Annotated in this window: 12 protein-coding genes and 1 pseudogene; 10 read left to right on the top strand and 3 right to left on the bottom strand. The window is 71.9% G+C overall.

The window, feature by feature from the left end:
• Positions 1–208 precede the first annotated feature (208 nt).
• The 10 genes and pseudogenes from OYE22_RS07530 (at position 209) to OYE22_RS07485 (ending at position 17,714) form a co-directional block, all read left to right on the top strand.
• Complete coding sequence (locus tag OYE22_RS07530; RefSeq protein ID WP_277319688.1) at positions 209–2,317, top strand: ATP-binding protein; 2,109 nt, start codon at positions 209–211, stop codon at positions 2,315–2,317.
• 182 nt (positions 2,318–2,499) lie between these two features.
• Positions 2,500–4,380, top strand: coding sequence for a PucR family transcriptional regulator (locus tag OYE22_RS07525; protein ID WP_277319687.1), 1,881 nt, complete (start codon positions 2,500–2,502; stop codon positions 4,378–4,380).
• 578 nt (positions 4,381–4,958) lie between these two features.
• On the top strand, positions 4,959–6,419 hold the full coding sequence (locus OYE22_RS07520; protein WP_277319686.1) for an aldehyde dehydrogenase family protein: 1,461 nt from the start codon (positions 4,959–4,961) through the stop codon (positions 6,417–6,419).
• 713 nt (positions 6,420–7,132) lie between these two features.
• A pseudogene (locus tag OYE22_RS07515) lies at positions 7,133–9,091 on the top strand (acyl-CoA dehydrogenase family protein).
• Between the two features lie 535 nt (positions 9,092–9,626).
• On the top strand, positions 9,627–10,916 hold the full coding sequence (dxr, locus tag OYE22_RS07510) for a 1-deoxy-D-xylulose-5-phosphate reductoisomerase (protein ID WP_277319685.1): 1,290 nt from the start codon (positions 9,627–9,629) through the stop codon (positions 10,914–10,916).
• A complete protein-coding gene (locus tag OYE22_RS07505; protein WP_277319684.1) occupies positions 10,913–12,214 on the top strand; it encodes a site-2 protease family protein in 1,302 nt (433 codons plus the stop codon). Before dxr ends, OYE22_RS07505 begins: the two co-directional genes overlap by 4 nt.
• Positions 12,215–12,900: 686 nt before the next feature.
• A complete protein-coding gene (gene ispG, locus OYE22_RS07500) occupies positions 12,901–14,055 on the top strand; it encodes a flavodoxin-dependent (E)-4-hydroxy-3-methylbut-2-enyl-diphosphate synthase (RefSeq protein WP_277319683.1) in 1,155 nt (384 codons plus the stop codon).
• A 119-nt stretch (positions 14,056–14,174) separates the two neighbouring features.
• Positions 14,175–15,020, top strand: a complete 846-nt coding sequence (locus OYE22_RS07495; RefSeq protein ID WP_277319682.1) for a GNAT family N-acetyltransferase — start codon at positions 14,175–14,177, stop codon at positions 15,018–15,020.
• A 32-nt stretch (positions 15,021–15,052) separates the two neighbouring features.
• Positions 15,053–15,622 carry a GNAT family N-acetyltransferase gene (locus OYE22_RS07490; protein WP_277319681.1) on the top strand — a complete coding sequence of 190 codons (570 nt, stop codon included), beginning with the start codon at positions 15,053–15,055 and terminating at the stop codon, positions 15,620–15,622.
• Positions 15,623–16,001: 379 nt separating this feature from the next.
• Entirely contained in the window at positions 16,002–17,714 is a 1,713-nt protein-coding gene (locus OYE22_RS07485) for a proline--tRNA ligase (protein ID WP_277319680.1), read from the top strand.
• A 136-nt stretch (positions 17,715–17,850) separates the two neighbouring features.
• Here OYE22_RS07485 and OYE22_RS07480 read toward each other — a convergent pair whose 3' ends face one another.
• From OYE22_RS07480 to OYE22_RS07470, 3 genes are all read right to left on the bottom strand, one after another.
• Entirely contained in the window at positions 17,851–18,804 is a 954-nt protein-coding gene (locus OYE22_RS07480; protein ID WP_277319679.1) for an aminoglycoside phosphotransferase family protein, read from the bottom strand.
• A gap of 372 nt (positions 18,805–19,176) precedes the next feature.
• Entirely contained in the window at positions 19,177–19,689 is a 513-nt protein-coding gene (locus tag OYE22_RS07475; protein WP_277324033.1) for a ferritin-like domain-containing protein, read from the bottom strand.
• Positions 19,690–20,057: 368 nt separating this feature from the next.
• On the bottom strand, positions 20,058–20,609 hold the full coding sequence (locus tag OYE22_RS07470) for a hypothetical protein (protein WP_277319677.1): 552 nt from the start codon (positions 20,607–20,609) through the stop codon (positions 20,058–20,060).
• Between the last annotated feature and the right edge of the window lie 138 nt (positions 20,610–20,747).

The following is a 20,747-nucleotide window of genomic DNA, read 5'->3' as shown; positions in this document are numbered from 1 at the left end:
ACCGCTACGGCCTTCGTCGTCGGCTGGACCTGGCGGCGAGCCCACGCCGCCGCCCGTCCCGATGGCCGTCCCGCTCCCGGCTCAGCCTCCTGGGTCTCCACACCCGTCAGGGGGCCCGCAGCAGCAGGGTGTACCCCAGCGTGCCGTTGAGGTGCCCGCCCCACCCACCGCGCCCCCGCCGACTGCGGCGAGCCCGATGCCTGGGGGGATGCCGCCTGTCGGTGGCCAGCCGTACCTTCCCGGCCCACCGAACGTGGCTCCGGCTCCAGCGGCCCCTCCCGTGCCAGTCGCCCCGCCCGGGGCACCGCCGGCACAGCACCCGTTCCTGGAGTGGCTGCGTACCCCGCGGCGACTCGCGGAGCCAGGCATCTGGGCGTTCGGGTATCGCCCCAAGCCTCCGGAGGAGCCGGATCGGGTCCCTACTCCGAGGCTGATGGGCGGGGCTGTGGTGGCCTTCTTGTGCGCCTGGTTGGTGTGGGAACTGTTGTCGAACCACTACCTGGGGAACTACTGGCGCCTGCCTCTCGTCCTCCTCACCCCCGAGTCGTGGTACGACAAGTCGTCGGCGATCGGACTGTGGGCGGCGCGGATCTACCGTTGGTTGATCTGGGCAGCCCTGGCCTTCATCTTCGGCCGCGTAGGCCACTGGCCCGAACTCCTGCGCCGCCTCTTCGCCCCCTTGCTCCGCGCCATGAAGGACCAGAACACCGATCCCTCTCGCCCCCCCGCCACCCCCGAAGCCGATCCGGCCGAGTGGCCCGAGCTGCGGCAGGCCGGGGCGCGGGATGCCGCCGATCGGTTGGCGCACGACGCCCGCGCGGGGCTGATGAACGACGTGGATCACGCCCGAATCGCGCAGGCGTGGACCTCCGCACGCACCCAGCCCGGCCGGCTGACGGCCTTCACCGACACCGTCATGCGCCAAGGTGCCGCCGCGTGGGCGCACCCCTCCGGGGCGCGGGACCTGCCGGTGCGGATCGCCCGCCACGACCTGGCCGTTCGCCAGGTGCGGCTGGGCACCGCCGCCGACGACCCGCGTAACCCGTACCAGCACCGTGGCGTCGGCTTGGCCGTCGATCCCGGGGTGCTCGGGACGTCCCTGCTGGCGGTCGGGCCGCCCGGGGCCGGGAAGACGGCGCGGCTGGTGGGCCCCGTCGTGGAGGCGCTGTGCCTGCAGGCGCTCGCTGGCCAGGCCGCGGTCGTGGTGGTCGGGGCCGCCGGAGCCGGCCTGGGGCCGGACGAGGCGTTCGACGTCGTGGTGAAGATCGGGCGGCCGGACTCGGCATACGACCTGGACCTGTACGGCGGGGCCGCCGACGCGGACGAGGCAGGCGGCATGTTGGCCGAAGCGCTGCTCGGCGACCTGACGCTCACCCTGCCCGGCGGGGAGAGCCAGCGCGCCAGCACCGCCATCGCACAGCTCCTCGGCCCCTTCCGGGCGGCGCACGGCCGTTTCCCGTCCGTTCTCGAACTGCGCGAGCTCCTGGAAGGCGCGCCGGCGGCCTTGCTGGCGCTCCGTAAGGTGCTCGAAGCCACCGGGCAGCAGGCGCAGGCCCGCGAACTCGACGCCAGGGAGCGTCAGGCCGCCCGGCCCGGCGACATCGGCACCGTGCTCGCCGAGCGACTCGCGCTCCTCGACCGACCCGCCTTCGCGCACTTCTTCAAGACCGACGGAGCCAGCCGCCCCTTCTCGCTGCGCGCCCTGGAACATCCGGTGCGGGTGCGCATCGACCTACCGGAGCGGGGCTACGCCGAAGCCTCTCGGCTGCTCGCGCGCCTCGTCCTGGCGCAGTTCGCCGAAAGCGCCGTCAGCCGCGCTGACCGGTCACTGTTCGCCTGCCTCGTTCTCGATGACGCCTCCCACACCGTCACCCCGGAGGCCCTGCGCGCCATTCAGCGGTTGCGCTCGGCCAACGCCGGCGCGGTCCTCACCCTCCGTACCCTCGACGACGTGCCGCAGGCCCTGCGCAGTGCCCTGCTCGGCGCGGTGGGCTGTCGCATGGCGTACGCCGGGCTGACGACGTGGGACGGGGCGCACTTCGCCGAGGTGTGGGGCAAGGAGTGGGTGGAGACGCGCGATGTCACCGACCGGCAGATCATCTCGGACGAGCCCCTGACCAAGGTGCTGCACTTCATCCGCCGGGTCGCGACGGGCAAGGCCGCGACCGCGCAGTCGGTGACCGTACGGACGGTGGAGCGGGAGCGCTGGTCGGCATCGGAGCTCGCGCACGCGGTACCGCCCGGGCACGCCGTGCTGTCGCTGACCTCCGTACGCGGCCACAGCGCCCCACCCGTGCTGGTCAACCTGAACGGTTGATCACCGACCCCCGCTGAGGGTGCGCGGGCAGGGGCCTGACCCCCTGCCCGTCTCCCCTACCGCACACGGGATACCTGCGCTTTCCTCCATTGAGGCAGAATCGGAAGGAGCCGTTCGTACGAGACGGCGCACTCTTCGCATCCCGCCGAAGCGAAGCCGCCCGAAGCCGTAACGAAGGTGACATGCCTCCCACGCTCGCCTCACTCGTCCACCACTCCACCCTGAAGCTGACCGTGCTCGCGGGTGAGGGGCGGCTGGACACGCCCGTGCGGTGGGCGCATGTCAGCGAGCTCCCCGACCCCGTGCCGTACCTGGACGGCGGCGAACTGCTGCTGATCACCGCGATGAAGCTGGACGCGGAAGATCCCGAGGCGATGCGCCGCTACGTGCGGCGGCTCGTCGACGCGGGCGTCGTCGGCCTCGGCTTCGCGGTCGGCGTCAACTACGAGCAGGTCCCGACGGCCCTGGTACGGGCCGCCAGCGAGGCCGGACTGCCGCTGCTCGGCGTCCCGCGCCGTACCCCGTTCATCGCGATCAGCAAGGTCGTCTCGGCCGCCATCGCCGCCGACCAGTACCGCGCCGTGACCGCGGGCTTCGAAGCACAGCGCGAGCTGACCCGCGCCGCCATCGGCGCCGAGGGCCCCACGGCGCTGCTGGCCAGACTCGCCGCCCACCTCAACGGCTGGGCAGCCCTCTACGACGCCTCCGGCACGCTCATCGGCTCCGCGCCCGACTGGGCGGCGCGCCGTGCGGCCAAGCTCACCAGCGACGTCGAGCGGCTCCGTGAGCGAGCCGCCCCCGCCAGTGCCGTCGTCGGGGGCGGCGGAGCGGACGGGGGTGAGGAGGAGGTGGCCGACCGGGTAGAGCTCCAGACGCTGGGCATCGGCCGGCGCACCCGGGGCGTCCTCGCCGTGGGCACGGGGGCGCCGCTGGGCACCGCGGAACGGTACGCCGTCCACTCTGCGGTCGCCCTGCTCACCCTCACCACGGAGCGCTCCCGTGCGCTGCGCGAGGCCGAACAACGACTCGGGGCGGCCCTGCTCCGCATGCTCCTCGCTGGTGAGCCCGACCACGCGCGGGCCGTGGCGGGCCAGCTCTACGGCGAACTGCTCGACGCCCCGTTCCGCGTGCTCGTCGCCGAGGGGCCGGCCAGCACGCCGCACGCGGCCCCGTCGGCGCCCCACGGGGCCGACACGGCGGCCCCGTCCGCCGCTCCGTCCCCCTCCGCCGCCTCTGCCACGAGGGAAGCTCATGCCGCGCCGACCGCGGAACCCGGCACCGCGCAGGAGGCTCACGGGGCGGCGTCCGATGCGGCGGCGTCCGGCGCCCCGCCGACCGTGGACGACCTCCCGCTCATGGCAACGCCCCCGGCACAGCCGCTCAGCTCCGCCGCCTCTCTCTCCGGCGGCGCGCCGGCCACGGCGCCGGCCGATCCGCTCGGTTCGCTCGTGGACACCATCGAGGCGGCGACCGCACGCACCGGGGAGGCCGTGCTCATCGTGCCGGACGGGGCGCGCCTGATCGTGCTCGCCACTGATGGGGGAGCGGCGGTCAGGGCGTGCGCGGAGCACGCCGAGGCGGCCGAGGCACGCCGCGGCGGTACGGCGCGCCCCCGCGCCCGGGGCAGCGCTCCAGCGGACGACGGCCTCGTCATCGGACTTTCCGCCCCCGCCGGCCCCACGGCAGCGGCCACCGCCTACCGGCAGGCTGAGCAAGCCCTCTCCGTGGCTCGCCGCCGCGGTCGCGTACTCGTCGAACACGAACAGGTCGCCGCCGGTTCGGTGCTGCCGCTCCTCGCCGACGACGCCGTACGGGCCTTCGCCGACGGCCTGCTCCGCGCGCTGTACGACCACGACGCGACGGGACGGGGCGACCTCGTGGCGAGCCTCCGGGCATGGCTCTCCCGGCACGGCCAGTGGGACGCCGCGGCCGCCGAACTCCGGGTCCATCGCCACACGCTGCGCTATCGCATGCGCCGAGTCGAGGAGATCCTCGGCCGCTCGCTCGACGACCCCGACGTCCGCATGGAACTCTGGCTGGCCCTGAAGGCCACCGGCATGTAGCCGCGCACGCGGGTCGCTGTACGGCTGACCAGTGACCGCCCACCAAGGGACCGCGAGCGCGCTGACGGCATTGGAGCTGGCAAGGCCCGTACGGCAGACGCCGAGGTGCGTGACGCGTTGCCGAGCGGGCCAATCTCGAATGTCCCCGTGCCCGCACGCCGCCTTCGCGCGTTGCCCCGTGCCCCGTGCCCCGTGCCCCGTGCCCCGTGCCCCGTGCCCCGTGCCTGACGGTCGCCTCCACGACGGAACGCGAAGAGAGCGCCCATGTAGCCCCACGGAGCAGTCCGCACGTGCCAATCCGGCACGAGGCGGGCGGGCAGTGCTACGGGTCGGACAAACGCCGTACGCGTGATTCGCCCCTACGGTGTGGGCAGAGCGTGTGTCAGCACTCCGGTACGTGGTCCGTCTGCCCAGGGCGCAGGCGATGCGGGCTGAACTGCGCCGTTCGGCCCGGGCGAGGCTGAGCGGTGCCGGGGCCGGTCGGCGATGGCCGCCCCGTACCGCCGCCGGCCGTCTAGCACTCGTTCTGCGATCACTAACCGCACCACCTCCATCAATCAGAAGGGCCGGGATTCGCTGTGTCAGTCACTCAAGAATCTGCCACCCACGCTTTCTGGCTCGCTGGCCGCGCGGCGACCGGCGAGGACACCTTCGACGTCACGTCCCCCTGGGACAACCGGCTCGTCGGCACCGTGAGCATTCCCACCGAGGCCCAGGTCGAGGAGGCCGTGGCCGCCTCCGTAGCGGTGCAGGCCGAGTTCTCGGCCACCCCCGCGCACGTGCGGGCCGCCGCCCTCGACCACGTGACGAAGCGCCTTGCCGAGCGCACCGAGGAGATCGCTCAACTCATCTCCGCCGAGAACGGCAAGCCCATGAAGTGGGCCCGTGGCGAGGTTGGGCGGGCGATCTCCGTGTTCCGCTTCGCGACGGAGGAGGCCCGCCGGTTCAACGGCGGGGAGGCCCAGCGCCTGGACACCGACGCCGGCGGGGTCGGGCGGCTGGCGCTCACGCGTCGCTTCCCGCGCGGCACCGTGCTGGGCATCGCCCCGTTCAACTTCCCGCTGAACCTCTGCGCGCACAAGGTCGCCCCGGCGATCGCCGTCGGCACGCCGATCATCCTGAAGCCCGCACCCGCCACTCCGCTGTCGGCTCTGCTGCTCGGCGAGCTGCTGGCCGAGACCGACCTCCCGGCGGGTTCCTGGTCGGTGCTGCCCGTACCCAACGACCGCATGCCCGCACTGGTGCAGGACGAGCGGCTGCCGGTCATCTCCTTCACGGGTTCCGACAAGGTCGGCTACGCGATCATGGAGTCGGTGCCGCGCAAGCACTGCACGCTGGAACTCGGGGGCAACGGGGCGGCCGTCGTCCTCCCGGACTTCGCCTCCGAGGCGGACCTCGACTGGGCCGCGACCCGCATCGCGACGTTCTCCAACTACCAGGGCGGCCAGTCCTGCATCTCCGTCCAGCGCGTGATCGCGGACGCGTCGCTGTACGAACGGCTCGTCCCCAAGGTCGTGGCCGCCGTCGAGGCGCAGGTCACGGGCGACCCCTCAGACGAGGCCACCGAGGTCGGCCCACTGGTCAGCGAGGACGCCGCGAAGCGCGTCGAATCCTGGGTTGAAGAGGCCGTACGGGGCGGGGCCACGCTGCTCACCGGCGGCAAGCGCGACGGAGCCTCCTACGCCCCGACCGTCCTCGCCGACGTCCCCGCCGACACCACCCTCGCCCGCGAGGAGATCTTCGGCCCCGTGCTGACGCTCCACAAGGTCGACGGTGAGGACGCGGCCTTCCAGGCCGTCAACGACTCCAAGTACGGCTTGCAGGCGGGCGTCTTCACGCACGACACCCGAGCCGCCTTCCGCGCGCACCGCGCGCTGGAGGTCGGCGGCGTCATCATCGGCGATGTTCCCTCCTACCGGGCCGACCAGATGCCGTACGGCGGCGCCAAGCAGTCCGGCGTCGGACGCGAAGGCGTCCGCTTCGCCATGGACGACTACACCTACGAGCGCGTCATGGTGTTCACCGGCATCGACCTGTAGGGCGATTCGGCGGTTCGACAGTTCAGTACGAGGCCGACGGCAGGCTCGGCATCGAGGAACTGGCGCCGAAGTCACCATGGCGGTGCAGGCGACGGCTGGAGTGAACACCTCGCTCCAGCCGTCGCTCCGTTCCCAACGCCCCGCGCGATGAGGCACCGCTCGCGTCCGGGCCCCTGCCCACTCCGCCCCCTGCCGCGCCCCACCCCCGTGCCCCCTCCGGCTCCCGCACGCTGGCCCCGTGCCCCGTGCCCCGTGCCCCGTGCCCCGTGCCCCGTGCCCCGTGCCCCGTGCCCCGGCAGGACCATCGCTCCGTGCTCCGTGCTCCGTGCTCCGTGCTCCGTGCTCCGTGCCCGGGACGGGGCCGGCGCCCCACGCCCCCTCCCCGCCGCTCTCTCCAACGCGGCGTGCCGCCTCGCGCCCCGTCACTTGGCGCCGCCGAAACCACGCCACTCGCCCCGTAACGCGTCTCGCGACCCGCCCGCATCACCCTGCTGTCCCCGCCGCTTCGCGCCCCCGAAGCCCGCCGTGCCGGCATCCGTTACGCCGTCCGTCGGGCTGAGGCGCGCCGGCCGATACGGGGTGTTGAGATCGGGTACACGCCGACCAGCAGAACGGGATGGCGCTCCACCGGCCACGGGGCAGGCATCCGGGGGCCCCGCGCGGATGGTCGCCCCGTCTACTCCGGCCCCACGACGCGGCGAGGTGAGTTCCCGATGACCGCTCCATCCGCAACGCCCCCGCCGACGCCCCCGACACCCCCGGCCGTGTCCGAGCGCGAGGCGCGCCAGGTCGCGGAAGCCGCCCGGGAAGCGACCTGGCGCAAGCCGAGCTTCGCCAAGGAACTGTTCCTCGACCGTTTCCGGCTCGACCTCATCCACCCGTATCCAGCGCTCTCGGCCGAGAGCGTCCAGCGCGGCGAAGAGTTCCTCGCCAAGCTCCGGACGTTCTGCGAGACGAGGGTCGACAGTGCTCGGATCGAGCGCGAAACGTGCATCCCCGACGAGACGATCAACGGTCTCAAGAAGCTCGGCGCCCTTGGCATGAAGATCGGCACCTAGTACGGCGGGCTCGGCCTCAGCCAGGTCTACTACAACCGGGCCCTGGCGCTGGTCGGTTCCGTCAGTCCCGCCATTGCGGCGCTGCTCTCCGCGCACCAGTGCATCGGGGTGCCGCAGCCGCTGAAGATGTTCGGTACGCAGGAGCAACGCGACGTCTTCCTGCCACGGTGCGCCCGTACCGACATCTCGGCGTTCCTGTTGACCGAGCCCGATGTCGGTTCCGTCCTGGCGCGACTGGCGACCACCGCGGTGCCGGACGGCGAGGACTACGTACTGGACGGCGTCAAGCTGTGGACGACCAACGGCGTCGTCGCCGACCTCCTCGTCGTCATGGCCAGGTGCCGGCGGGCGACGGCCACCAGGGCGGCATCACCGCCTTCGTCGTCGAGCCGCGGCCGACGGGGTCACCGTCGAGAACCGGAACGCCTTCATGGGGCTGCGCGGCATCGAGAACGGCGTCACGCGGTTCCACCACGTCCGCGTGCCGACCCGGCACCGTATCGGGCCCGAGGGCGCCGGCCTGAGATCGCCTCACCACCCTCAACACGGGGCGCCTGTCGCTGCCCGCCATGTGCGTCGGCACGGGAAAGTGGTGCCTGAAGATCGCCCGGGGAGTGGTCGGCCGCCCGGGAGCAGTGGGGCAAACCGATCGGCCGGCATGAGGCCGTGGGATCGAAGGTCGCCTTCATCGCCGCGACGACGTTCGCCCTGGAGGCCGTTGTCGACTTGTCGTCCCACATGGCCGACGAAGACCGCATCGACATCCGCATCGAGGCGGCGCTCGCCAAACTGTACGGCGCGGAGATGGGCTGGCTGATGGCCGACGAACTGGCGCAGCTTCGCGGCGGTCGCGGGTTCGAGACCGTGGCTTCGCTCGCCGCACGAGGCGAGCGTGCGGTGCCCGCCGAACAGGTTCTACGCGACCTGCGGATCAACCGGATCTTCGAGGGGTCCACGGAGATCATGTACCTCCTCATCGCACGCGAGGCCGTCGACGCACATCTGTCGGTGGCGGGCGACCTGATCGCCCCGGATACGCCGCTCCGTGACAAGGCCAAGGCAGGCGCGAAGGCGGGCGGCTTCTACGCCCGCTGGCTGCCTCGACTCGTGGCGGGTGCGGGCCAGCTTCCGCGCTCGTACGCGCAGTTCCACTCACCCGGGCACCAGGACCTCGCCTGCCACCTGCGTTACGTAGAGCGCGGCGCACGCAAACTAGCCCGCTCCACCTTCTACGGCATGTCGCGCTGGCAGGGCCGACTGGAGGCCAAGCAGGGCTTCCTCGGGCGCATCGTCGACATCGGCGCCGAATTGTTCGCGATGAGCGCCGCCTGCGTACGCGCCGAGCGGCTACGGCTGGACGGGGCGCACGGCGCCGAGGCGTATCGGCTCGCCGACGCCTTCTGCCAGCAGTCCCGCGTGCGTGTCGAGGAGTTGTTCGGACGCTTGTGGAGCAACACCGACGCTCTGGACCGCAAAGTGGCCTCAGGCGTACTCGGCGGTGCCTACACCTGGGTCGAGGAAGGCATCCTCGACCCCAGCGGCGACGGCCCCTGGATCGCCGACACCACACCAGGACCCGCCCGTGTACCCACCGTCCACCGCCCCGTCCGCTGACGCGCCTCTCGCTACCCACCCCGCCTCCCGCGCACGCTGACAGCACCGCGCTACGCCGCACAGCAATACGCCGCATCCTGGCGACGCCCGGCATACCGGGCGTACGGGGCCGGCATGTAGGAGTGCGGCCCGCCCCACGGGTGTGCGTACGTCGCGCCCAGATCCGCCCACTTCGCCTGCCGCCCACGCGCCGTACCGCTTCCCACGCACGGACCACCCGCGGCACAGTCCCGCCGGAGCACGGAGCACGGAGCACGGAGCACGGAGCACGGAGCACGGAGCACGGAGCACGGAGCACGGAGCGGTGATCCTGCCTGGGGGCACGGAGCACGGGCCCCACCACCCCCGACACCGCGGGCCCGGTCGCCCGCCCTGCCCGCGTGCGCCGTCCGGCGCACGCGTTCGCACCTGCGACCCCCGAGGAGACCGCCCGCTCCGCGCCGCGACGCCCCTGGCTCGCCCCCTCCCCGCTATGGCAGAGTCCTACTAGGGGTGCGCCCCCCAAATCCCGCGACGGAGCGGCCACAATGGGGGGATGACGGACTCCCTCGCCTCGCCGCACCAGCCCTTCGCCGCTGCCTTTGACGCCTCCGCAGCCCCGGAGGCCCCGCGCACCATCGTGATCCTCGGCTCAACGGGTTCGATCGGAACCCAGGCCATCGACGTGGTGCTGCGCAACCCCGACCGGTTCCAGGTCACGGGGCTGTCCGCCGCCGGTGGGCGGGTGGAGCTGCTCGCGGAGCAGGCGCACCAGTTGCGGGTCCGTACGGTCGCCGTCGCGCGGCAGGATGTCGTGCCCGCGCTCCGTGAGGCGCTGCGGGCGCGGTACGGGGCCGAGCCGCTGCCCGAGATTCTCGCGGGGCCCGAGGCGGCCACCGAGCTGGCGGGCAGCGAGTGCCACTCCGTGCTCAACGGCATCACCGGTTCGATCGGGCTCGCCCCGACGCTGGCCGCCCTGGAGGCCGGCAGCGTGCTCATCCTCGCGAACAAGGAGTCCCTGATCGTCGGGGGACCACTGGTCAAGGCCGTGGCCAAGCCGGGCCAGATCGTCCCGGTCGACTCGGAGCACTCGGCGCTCTTCCAGGCCCTGATGGGCGGCACCCCGGCCGAGGTGCGCAAGCTGGTCGTCACGGCCAGCGGCGGGCCGTTCCGCGGGCGTAGCAGGGAGGAGCTGACCGCCGTCACGTCGCGCCAGGCGCTCGCCCACCCCACCTGGGACATGGGCCCCGTCGTCACCATCAACTCGGCGACCCTGGTCAACAAGGGCCTTGAGGTCATCGAGGCGCACCTGCTGTTCGACATCCCCTTCGACCGCATTGAGGTCGTCGTCCACCCGCAGTCGTACGTGCACTCCATGGTCGAGTTCACCGACGGTTCGACGCTCGCCCAGGTCAGCCCGCCCGACATGCGCATGCCCATCGCACTCGGCCTGGGATGGCCGGACCGGGTGCCGGACGCTGCGCCGGGCTGCGACTGGACGAAGGCGTCGACGTGGGAGTTCTTCCCGCTCGACACGGAGGCGTTCCCCTCCGTGGCCCTGGCGCGCCACGTGGGCGACCTGGGTGGCACCGCCCCCGCGGTGTTCAACGCGGCGAACGAGGAGTGCGTGGACGCGTTCCTGGCCGAGCGACTGCCCTTCACCGGGATCGTGGACACGGTGGCCGCCGTGGTCTCCGAAGGACTGGCCTCAGGCGCCGTGAAAAAGCGCCATGATGGAACCTCGCTCTCGGTGACTGACGTCCTCGAAGCGGAGACATGGGCGCGCGCCCGCGCCCGGGAACTGGCCGCACGGGCGGCGAAGGCAACATCGGAGGTACGCGCATGACGACCTGGATGACGATTCTTGGGATAATCGTCTTCGTCGTCGGCCTGCTCTTCTCCATCGCCTGGCACGAGCTGGGACACCTCTCGACCGCCAAGCTGTTCGGCATCCGGGTACCGGAGTACATGGTCGGCTTCGGGCCGACGATCTTCTCGCGCAAGAGGGGCGAGACGGAGTACGGCATCAAGGCCCTCCCGCTCGGCGGCTACATCCGCATGATCGGCATGTTCCCGCCCGGCGACGACGGCAAGGTCACGGCGCGCTCCACCTCGCCGTGGCGGAGCATGGTCGAGGACGCCAGGTCAGCCGCGTACGAGGAGCTCCAGCCGGGCGACGAGAAGCGGTTGTTCTACACGCGCAAGCCGTGGAAGCGCGTGATCGTCATGTTCGCCGGGCCGTTCATGAACCTGGTGCTCGCCGTGGTGATCTTCATCGGCGTGATGATGACCTTCGGTGTCAACACGCAGACCACCACCGTCGGCTCCGTCTCCGAGTGTGTGATCCCCGCCTCGGCCAACACGGACACGTGCCCGAAGGGGGCCAAGGACTCCCCGGCCAAGGCGGCGGGGCTCAAGCCCGGTGACAAGATCGTGGCGTTCAACGGTCAGCCGACCCCGGACTGGCAGACGCTCCAGCGTGACATCCGCGACACCACGGGGCCCGCCACCATCACCGTGGAGCGGGACGGGGCGCACAAGACGCTGCAAGCCGACCTCATCAAGAACAAGGTGGCCAAGTCGGACGGCGACGGCGGCTACGTCAGGGACGAGTACGTCACCGCCGGCTTCCTCGGCTTCGCGCCCGCCACGGGCGTCGTCCAGCAGTCCTTCGGCGAGTCCGTCGAGCGCATGGGCGACATGGTGGAATCCGGCGTCGAGTCGCTGGTGGCGCTCCCGTCCAAGATCCCCGACCTGTGGAACGCCGCCTTCGGTGACGCCGAGCGCGAGGCCGACTCGCCGATGGGCGTGGTGGGCGCCGCACGCGTCGGCGGCGAGGTGTTCAACCTCGACATTCCGCCCGAGCAACAGGTCGCCACGATGCTGTTCCTGGTGGCGGGCTTCAACCTCTCGCTGTTCCTGTTCAACATGCTGCCGCTGCTGCCCCTGGACGGCGGGCACATCGCGGGCGCGCTGTGGGAGTCCGTACGGCGCAAGACGGCGCGCGTCTTCCGCCGCCCCGACCCGGGCCCCTTCGACGTCGCCAAGCTCATGCCGGTCGCGTACGTCGTCGCGGGGATCTTCATCTGCTTCACCCTGCTGGTCCTCATCGCCGACGTGGTGAACCCGGTACGCATCACCTGACGCCGCCGCTCGGGGCGGCGCCAGCAAGCGCGTCGCCCTGAGCGCGGCTACGTCACGGGGCCATCACCGCGGCCCCGTGTACCGAGCCTCTGGCCCAGCCGTACGCCGCCTTCGTCAGCCGCTGTGGGCGCAGTCCGGCCGAGGCTTCGTCGCGACCGCCTGGACCCGCCGGAACGGGGCCACAGCGCCCCGACGGCGCGCCCCCGGCGACCGCGCCGCCACCCGCTCCGCACGACGTGACACGTGTCCCATATCGCCAAGAGGGTCACTCGGCGTCACGTAATGAGCGCATATGGTAATGGGTCGGTTCGGCGTAGCCCGTTGCATTCCCTGGCGATGCGACGGCACGGTACGGAACGGCACAACCAGCCCACCCAAGGCGCTCGCTGCCCGCCCCTGCCGCGTGCGCTGGCGGCTGGGGCGCTGGCCTACGGGGCGGTGAGCGTACAGGGACGGGGCCGCAAGCCGCCGGCGCCGTGGTGGGCGGCGCGGAGTGTTGATCTTTCGACTGGCTGACGTGCGTGCCACGAAGGGGCGAAGTTCTGGCATGGCGTATTCGTCCGGCTATCACCGATCGTGTGAGGTTAGAGGCTGGGTGCGCTGTGTCCGGGGCGGGTGCCGTAATCTCGAAGACCGGAGCCCGCCGATCTCGGGACCTCGTTACACACCTTGGGGTTGCTCGCCAGATGACTGCGATTTCGCTTGGAATGCCGTCCGTTCCGACCAAGCTTGCTGACCGTAGGGTGAGCCGCCAGATCCAGGTGGGCTCGGTGCCTGTCGGGGGTGATGCCCCGGTGTCCGTGCAGTCGATGACGACGACGTTGACCGCTGATGTGAACGCGACGTTGCAGCAGATCGCGCAGTTGACGGCGTCGGGTTGTCAGATCGTGCGGGTGGCGTGCCCGTCGCAGGATGACGCGGAGGCGTTGCCGGCGATCGCGAAGAAGTCGCAGATCCCGGTGATCGCTGACATTCACTTCCAGCCGAAGTACGTGTTCGCGGCGATTGACGCGGGGTGTGCGGCGGTGCGGGTGAATCCGGGGAACATCCGGCAGTTCGACGACAAGGTGAAGGAGATCGCGAAGGCGGCTTCGGATGCGGGGGTGCCGATTCGGATCGGGGTCAACGCGGGGTCGTTGGACAAGCGGTTGTTGGCGAAGTACGGCAAGGCCACGCCGGAGGCGTTGGTGGAGTCGGCGTTGTGGGAGTGCTCGTTGTTCGAGGAGCACGGGTTTCGGGACATCAAGATCTCGGTGAAGCACAACGATCCGGTGGTGATGGTCAATGCCTACCGTCAGTTGGCGGCTCGGTGTGACTATCCGTTGCACTTGGGTGTGACGGAGGCGGGTCCGGCGTTTCAGGGGACGATCAAGTCGTCGGTGGCTTTTGGTGCGTTGTTGGCGGAGGGGATCGGGGACACGATTCGGGTGTCGTTGTCGGCGCCTCCGGTGGAGGAGGTCAAGGTGGGTATCCAGATTTTGGAGTCGTTGAATCTGCGGCCTCGTCGGTTGGAGATCGTTTCGTGTCCGTCGTGTGGGCGGGCGCAGGTGGATGTGTACAAGCTGGCTGATGAGGTGACGGCTGGGCTTGAGGGGATGGAGGTGCCGTTGCGGGTGGCGGTGATGGGGTGTGTGGTCAACGGGCCGGGTGAGGCGCGTGAGGCTGATCTGGGTGTGGCTTCGGGGAATGGGAAGGGGCAGATCTTCGTGAAGGGTGAGGTCATCAAGACCGTGCCGGAGTCGAAGATCGTGGAGACCCTGATCGACGAGGCCATGAAGATCGCCGAAGAGATGGAGAAGGCCGGCGTGGCCTCCGGCGAACCCGAGGTATCCGTCAGCTGACGTGTGCCGGTCGTTGCCTCGTTCACGGTTGCGGGGGTGCGGCGCGGGGGAGCGAGGTACAGTGCGGAAACCGAGTCCCCTGTGGCCCGCAGGCCCGCAACCACGAGGCATACCGACACGTGCTGACGACGACCACCACCAGGGTCCTTGAGCCGGGTGAGCTCGATGCGGCGCTCGCCGTCCTCGACCGCGACCCGGTGGCCAATGCCTTCGTCGCCGCACGGGTCCAGACGGCAGGTCTGGATCCGTGGCGGCTCGGCGGCGAGATGTGGGGTTGGTACGCCGACGGACGGCTGGAATCGCTGTGCTACGCCGGGGCCAACCTCGTTCCCATCTGCGCCACCCCCGACGCCGTGCGCGCCTTCGCCGACCGCGCGCGCCGCTCCGGACGCCGCTGTTCCTCGATCGTCGGGCCCGCCGAGGCCACCGCTGACCTCTGGGCCCTGCTGGAGCCGAGCTGGGGCCCGGCGCGCGAGGTGCGCGGCCACCAGCCGCTGATGATCACCACGACGATGCCGTCGAACGTCACCCCCGACCCTCTGGTGCGCCGCGTCCGTAAGGACGAGATGGACGTGATCATGCCCGCCTGTGTGGCCATGTTCACCGAGGAGGTCGGCGTCTCACCGCTGGCGGGCGACGGTGGTCTGCTCTACCAGGCGCGCGTCGCGGAGCTCGTCGGTTCCGGCCGCTCCTTTGCCCGCGTCGAAGACGGACAGGTCATCTTCAAGGCCGAGGTCGGCGCCGTCACCCCGCACGCCTGCCAGATCCAGGGCGTCTGGGTCGCCCCCGAGTACCGGGGCCGCGGCCTCTCCGAGACCGGCATGGCCGCCGTACTCAGCTACGCCCTGCGCGAGGTGGCCCCGGTCGTCAGCCTGTACGTCAACGATTTCAACGCGGCGGCCCGAGCCGCGTACCGGCGCGTCGGCTTCCGTGAGGTCGGCGCGTTCATGAGCGTCCTGTTCTGACTCCGTCCGGGCCGGCCAGTAGTGTGCCGCTCATGTCGCACCCCGCCGCGGGCCCACCCCCAGCTCCCCGAGACGTCACCGTCGGGCCACTCGACCTCGCGGCTCGCGTGGACGACGCGCTCGCAGTCCAGGCCCTCGCCTTCGGGCTGACGGACGACGAGATCGGAGTGCGGCGCCACATCGTCCTCCGACATCTGGCGACCCCGGGCGCGCGTGCCCTCGGTGCGACCACCGAGACCGGCCGCCTTGTCGGCTTCGTCTACGGTCTGCCGAACCACCGTTCCTACTGGTGGTCCACGATCGTCGCCCCGTACCTCCGAGCCGAGGGCCACGAGGACTGGCTGGACGACTCCTTCGTCATCACCGAACTACACGTCCATCCGGCCCACCAGAAGCACGGCATCGGCCGGGCCCTGATCACCATGCTGACCGACGTGGCAGTCCAACCCCGCAGCATCCTGTCCGCGATCGACGCGGAGACCCCGGCCCGCGGCCTCTACCGCGACCTGGGCTACCGCGACCTGGCCCGCCCGGTGCACTTCCCGAGCGCACGGAGCCCGTACGTCGTGATGGGAGCGCACCTGCCGCTGCGGCGGCGGTAGCACCCGGCCGGGGGAGCGCGGAGCGGGCCCGGCACCGGCCGGCTGAGCGCTCCGGGGCGTGCGGGCCAGCGCACGGTGCGAGGATCGGGCGGGAGCCGAGGCCGGCACAGACCATGGGACACGCGGTGAGCCGAGCACGGAGCGGCGATCCTGCCTGGGGGCACGGGGCACGGGGCACGGGGCACGGGGCACGGGGCACGGGGCACGGGGCACGGGGCACGGGGCACGGGGCACGGGGCACGGGGCACGGGGCACGGGGCACGGGGCACGGGGCACGGGGCGGCTCCTGCTCGGGGGCACGGGGCCGCGACTCATTTCCTCGGCGTGACCCGCTCCGGCTAACCTCTCGCTCACCGCACCTCGCACGCAGGAGATCCCCATGGCCCATGCCGTCAACGTCCAGCGCATGTCCACGATGCTGCTCAAGACACTGCGCGACGACCCGGCTGACGCCGAGACCGCCAGCCACAAGCTGCTCGTCCGCGCCGGGTACGTCCGGCGCACGGCGGCGGGAATCTGGAGCTGGCTGCCGCTGGGCAAGCGCGTGCTGGACAACGTTTCACGCATCGTGCGCGAGGAGATGGACGCGATCGGCGCTCAGGAGGTGCTGCTGCCCGCGCTGCTGCCACGGGAGGCGTACGAGACGAGTGGGCGCTGGGACGAGTACGGCGACCTGCTCTTCAGGCTCAAGGACCGCAAGGGCGCCGACTACCTCCTCGGCCCCACCCACGAGGAGATCTTCACGCTCACCGTCAAGGACCAGTGCACGTCGTACAAGGACCTGCCGGTGATCGTTTACCAGATCCAGACGAAGTACCGGGACGAGGCCAGGCCGCGCTCGGGCGTGCTGCGTGGGCGCGAGTTCCAGATGAAGGACTCGTACTCGTTCGACGTCACGGACGAGGGCCTGGCCGAGTCGTACCGGCTGCACCGTGACGCGTACACCCGCATCTTCGAGCGCCTGGGCCTGGACTACCGGATCGTGTCGGCGGTCTCCGGGGCGATGGGCGGTTCGGCGTCGGAGGAGTTCCTGGCGCCTGCGGCGGCCGGCGAGGACACCTTTGTGGACTGCCCCGCGTGCGACTACGCGGCCAACACGGAGGCCGTCACCTTCGCGGCGCCGTCGGCCGGGGACGGGGCGGCGCACGGCCCCGTCGAGGAGTTGGACACGCCCGACACACCCACCATCGAGTCCCTGGCGGTACACCTCGGGGTGTCCGCCTCCGCGACGCTGAAGAACCTGTTGGTCAAGGTGGACGGCGAGATCGTCGCGGTCGGTGTGCCGGGCGACCGTGAGGTGGACCTCGGCAAGCTGGGCGAGCACCTGGCGCCGGCGACCGTTGAACTGGTCACGGCCGAGGACTTCACCGACCGGCCCGACCTGGTGCGCGGGTACGTCGGCCCGCAGGGCATGGCGGGCAAGGCGTTCCGCTACATCGCCGACCCGCGGGTCGCCCCGGGCACGGCCTGGATCACCGGCGCCAACAAGGCCGACACACACGCTCGGAACGTCGTCTGCGGCCGGGACTTCGAGGTGGACGAGTACCTGGACGTGGTCGTCGTGGAGCCTGGCGACCCGTGCCCCGCCTGCGGCGCCGGCATCACACTCGACCGCGCCATCGAGATCGGCCACATCTTCCAACTCGGCCGCAAGTACGCCGACGCCTTCGAACTGGACGTGCTCGGACAGCAGGGCAAGCCGGTGCGGGTCACCATGGGGTCGTACGGCATCGGCGTCTCGCGCGCCGTGGCGGCACTCGCGGAGCAGACCCACGACGGGGCGGGGCTGTGCTGGCCGCGCGAGGTGGCGCCGGCCGACGTGCACATCGTCGCGGCGGGCAAGGCCCTGCAGAACGAACTCGCGCTCGATGTCGCCGAGCGGCTGGGCGGCGCTGGCGTGCGGGTGCTCGTTGACGATCGGGCCGGGGTGTCACCCGGCGTGAAGTTCACGGACGCGGAACTCATCGGCGTGCCGACCATCCTGGTCGTCGGGCGCGGGGCGGCGAACGGCGTGGTCGAGCTGAAGGACCGACGGACGGGCGAGCGTGAGGAGCTCGCCATCGACGAGGCGGTGGCACGCCTCACCGCGTAACGGCGCCGTGCGCCTGCCGCTGCCGGTACCCCCGCCCCGTCTTGCTTGGACCCGTGCCCCGTACCCCGTGCTCCGTGCTCTGCGGCGGACACGGAGCACGGGGCACGGGGCGATGGATGCACGGAGCGGGAGGCTGCTACAGCCAACCCGCGAACTCCAACAGCAACTCTCCCTCGTCGCGCTCGCTCCGGGACAGACGCCGCACGCCGGCGGCTACGGAGCGGAACAGGGCCCAGCCGCGTAGGCGGTCCCGGTCCAGCTCCAGCGAGTCGGCGAGCTTGTTGACGCGCCGGCGGGCGGCGTTGGAGGCGCCGGGGAGTGCGATCAAGGTGTCGAGACGGTCCCGAGCCAGCCAGGCCAGGTCGTACGCGCGCTCCCCGACGACCGGCTCGGGCGCGATCGCGAGCCAGGGGGTCCGATCGCCGGCGAGTACCTTGCCCTGCTGGTATGCGCCGTGCAGCAGCAGCGACTCGGGCGAAGCGGCGATGAGTTCGGCGTGCACCGCGAGTGCCTCGTCGATCAGTGGCCCGACATCGGCTGCCCAGGGCTGGTCGCGTGCTGCGCGTAGCGCCGCGGCCTGGGCGGCCGTGTGGTCGGAGACGGAGGGGAACGCATGCCCCGTTGGCGGCGGCACCCACAAGCGCCGAACCGTTTCGGCCGCCTCCAGCATGGACTTCGGTTCCGGGAGGGAGCGCAGACTCACCTCGCCGTGCAGCCGTTCGAGCAACAGGGCACCCTCGGGGCACTCGCTCCGCAGGATCCGTACGGCGCCGGAGCCGCCCCAGTGAGTGAGCGCGGCGCACTCGCGCTCGACGCGCTCCGCGTTCGCGCCGAGCTTGAGTACGGCCGGAGCCCCGTCGGCTTGGTACACCAGCACCAGCAGGCTCCCGCGGCCACCCGGTGTCCAGACCCGCTCGACGGTCAGCTTCCAGCGGTCGAGCAGGCCCTGGACGCGCTCGGGCACGGTCGCCAGCCAGGCTCCGCCAGCTGCCCCGTGTTCGTCCTGTACAGCGCGGGCCAGGCGCTGCGGCGGTTCCACCGGAACTCCTCCCGTGGACCCCGAGCCACCCTCGTGCGGTGCTGTTGCCATTCCCGAGCTGTCCCTTTCCGTTACCTGACGGTGCCGCGTACGAACGTGCCCCGCCGCCCCAGTGCGGCCCGCCACCGTGCGGCGACAGTCTGCCTCCGCTGCGCGGAACGAGGCGTGCACGCGCACCTCCCGGACGTCCCGCTCTCGCACCTGCTCACCGACGATTAGCCTGCCCCGTGCCCCGTGCCCCGTGCCCCGTGCCCCGTGCGGGGCGGTGGCGCCGTGCTCGGATGGGCGGGCGCGGAGCCGGCGTGCTCGGTGCTCCAGCGGGGCGGGGACGGGGACGACTCGCGCCGTACGCCGCGAGAGCGTGCCCTCTCCCGTTCCGGAGCCCCGTCACTCCCGCGCGGCCGGAGGCCGCTGAACGGCGCCTCACAACGCGTCGGCTACGTCGCTCGTGGTGGTTGAGGGAACGCCGCCGGCAGCCCGTTCGGTGAGCCCAGGGAAGGTTACGCTGCTGCCGCGCCAGCGCACCGCTCGCACCGCTGCCTCGCGCAGAGCGGCGGCGGCTTCCCGGCGGGCTGCGCCCTCGGCGGCCCGGACCAGGTCGGCGTAGACGGAGCAGAGCCGGGCTTCGATCTCGCCCGCGAGCCGGGCTGCCGCGGCGGCGTCAGGTACGGGGAAGGGCAGCGCGTAGGCGGCTGCGGAGCTGACGGGCTCGCCCTTGAGGGCCCGCACGTCGCGCTCCAGCGCGTCCCGGCGTGCCCGGTGGGCCGTCAGGCCCTCGCGTGCCTCGGGTAGCCGCTGGTCCTCAATGCGACCGCCGACCACGCCGTATCCGTAGACGGCGGCATGTTCAGCCGCCAGAGCCGCCTGGGTAGCCCGCAGCGTGGGCTCCGTCGACGCGTCGCGGCTCCGTTCGCGCGCGCTGCCTTCGGCGGCCATGGCGCTGTTGACGCCACCGGCCTCCGCCGTACGCTGTCGGGCCCTGCTCATATGGGCGACCTTTCTGCCATGTCCCGTCCACTGCGCGGTTCGTCTCGTCCCTGACTTGCGGTGCGGCACGTCAGCCCGTCATCGTCGGATGCTCCGTGCTCCGTGCTCCGTGCTCCGTGCTCCGTGCTCCGTGCTCCGTGCTCCGTGCTCCGTGCTCCGTGCTCCGTGCTCCGTGGCCGCGCCGGACGGTCTCGCACGCCCCGAGCGCCGCACCCTCCACACGCCCCGCCCCGCGCCCCGTGGCGCACGGACGGTGTGGGCGAGGCGCTGGCCGACCCGACCCGACCCGACCCGACGCGGCGCTCCGCTCCGGGGGCTCACGTGTGGCTCTCCGCCAGCAGGTAGGCGTGAGCCGCGCCGCTGGCGGCTACGGAGGCGAGGAGCCGGGCGAGTTCGGGCGAGGCGGTGGCGAGGGCCGCCGTGCGCGCGTCCGCCGTCCGGCGCTCCGCCGTGGCCAGTGTGGTCAGCGCCCTGCGGGCGTCCCGGGGCACCTCGACGGTGCGGCGTGGGCCGCTCCCTTCACGGGTCGCGGAGGGGGACGCGGAAGCCGACGGCGGGGGCGAGCCGAACGCCTCGGCGTGTCGAGCCACTTCGCTACGGAGCGGACGGAGCCGGTTGGCGAGTGCGGGGTGCGCCGTGATGGTCGCGTCGTAGTGGGCGAGCAGGTTGAGTGAGCCTCGGGCCGCCTCGCCGCGCAGGCGTTCGTCGGCCGAGGCTCGCCCGTCCGAGTCGGCCCCGTCGTCGCTACCGTCGGTGCAGCCGGTCAGAAACGCCCCGACGCCGACGGCCCCGACCGAGCCGCCGGCGAGCGCGAGCAGGCTGCGTCTGCGCGGGCCCGTGGGGCCTGACGCTGTTCTCGTGAGCGGCACGTTCCTCATCCCCTGCTCGTGATCACCGCAGGCGAGCGTACCCATCACACGCGTCACAGTGCCGCTGCCCCCGCCGCAGGCCGCCCCGTACGGCCCGCACCACGGGGACGGGGCGCGACGCGACTGCCGAATCGTCAG

It is taken from the genome of Streptomyces sp. 71268, from assembly GCF_029392895.1.
Classification (GTDB): domain Bacteria; phylum Actinomycetota; class Actinomycetes; order Streptomycetales; family Streptomycetaceae; genus Streptomyces.
The sequence above is the reverse complement of the archived record's forward strand: the minus strand, read 5'-3'. Positions and strand labels throughout refer to the sequence as shown.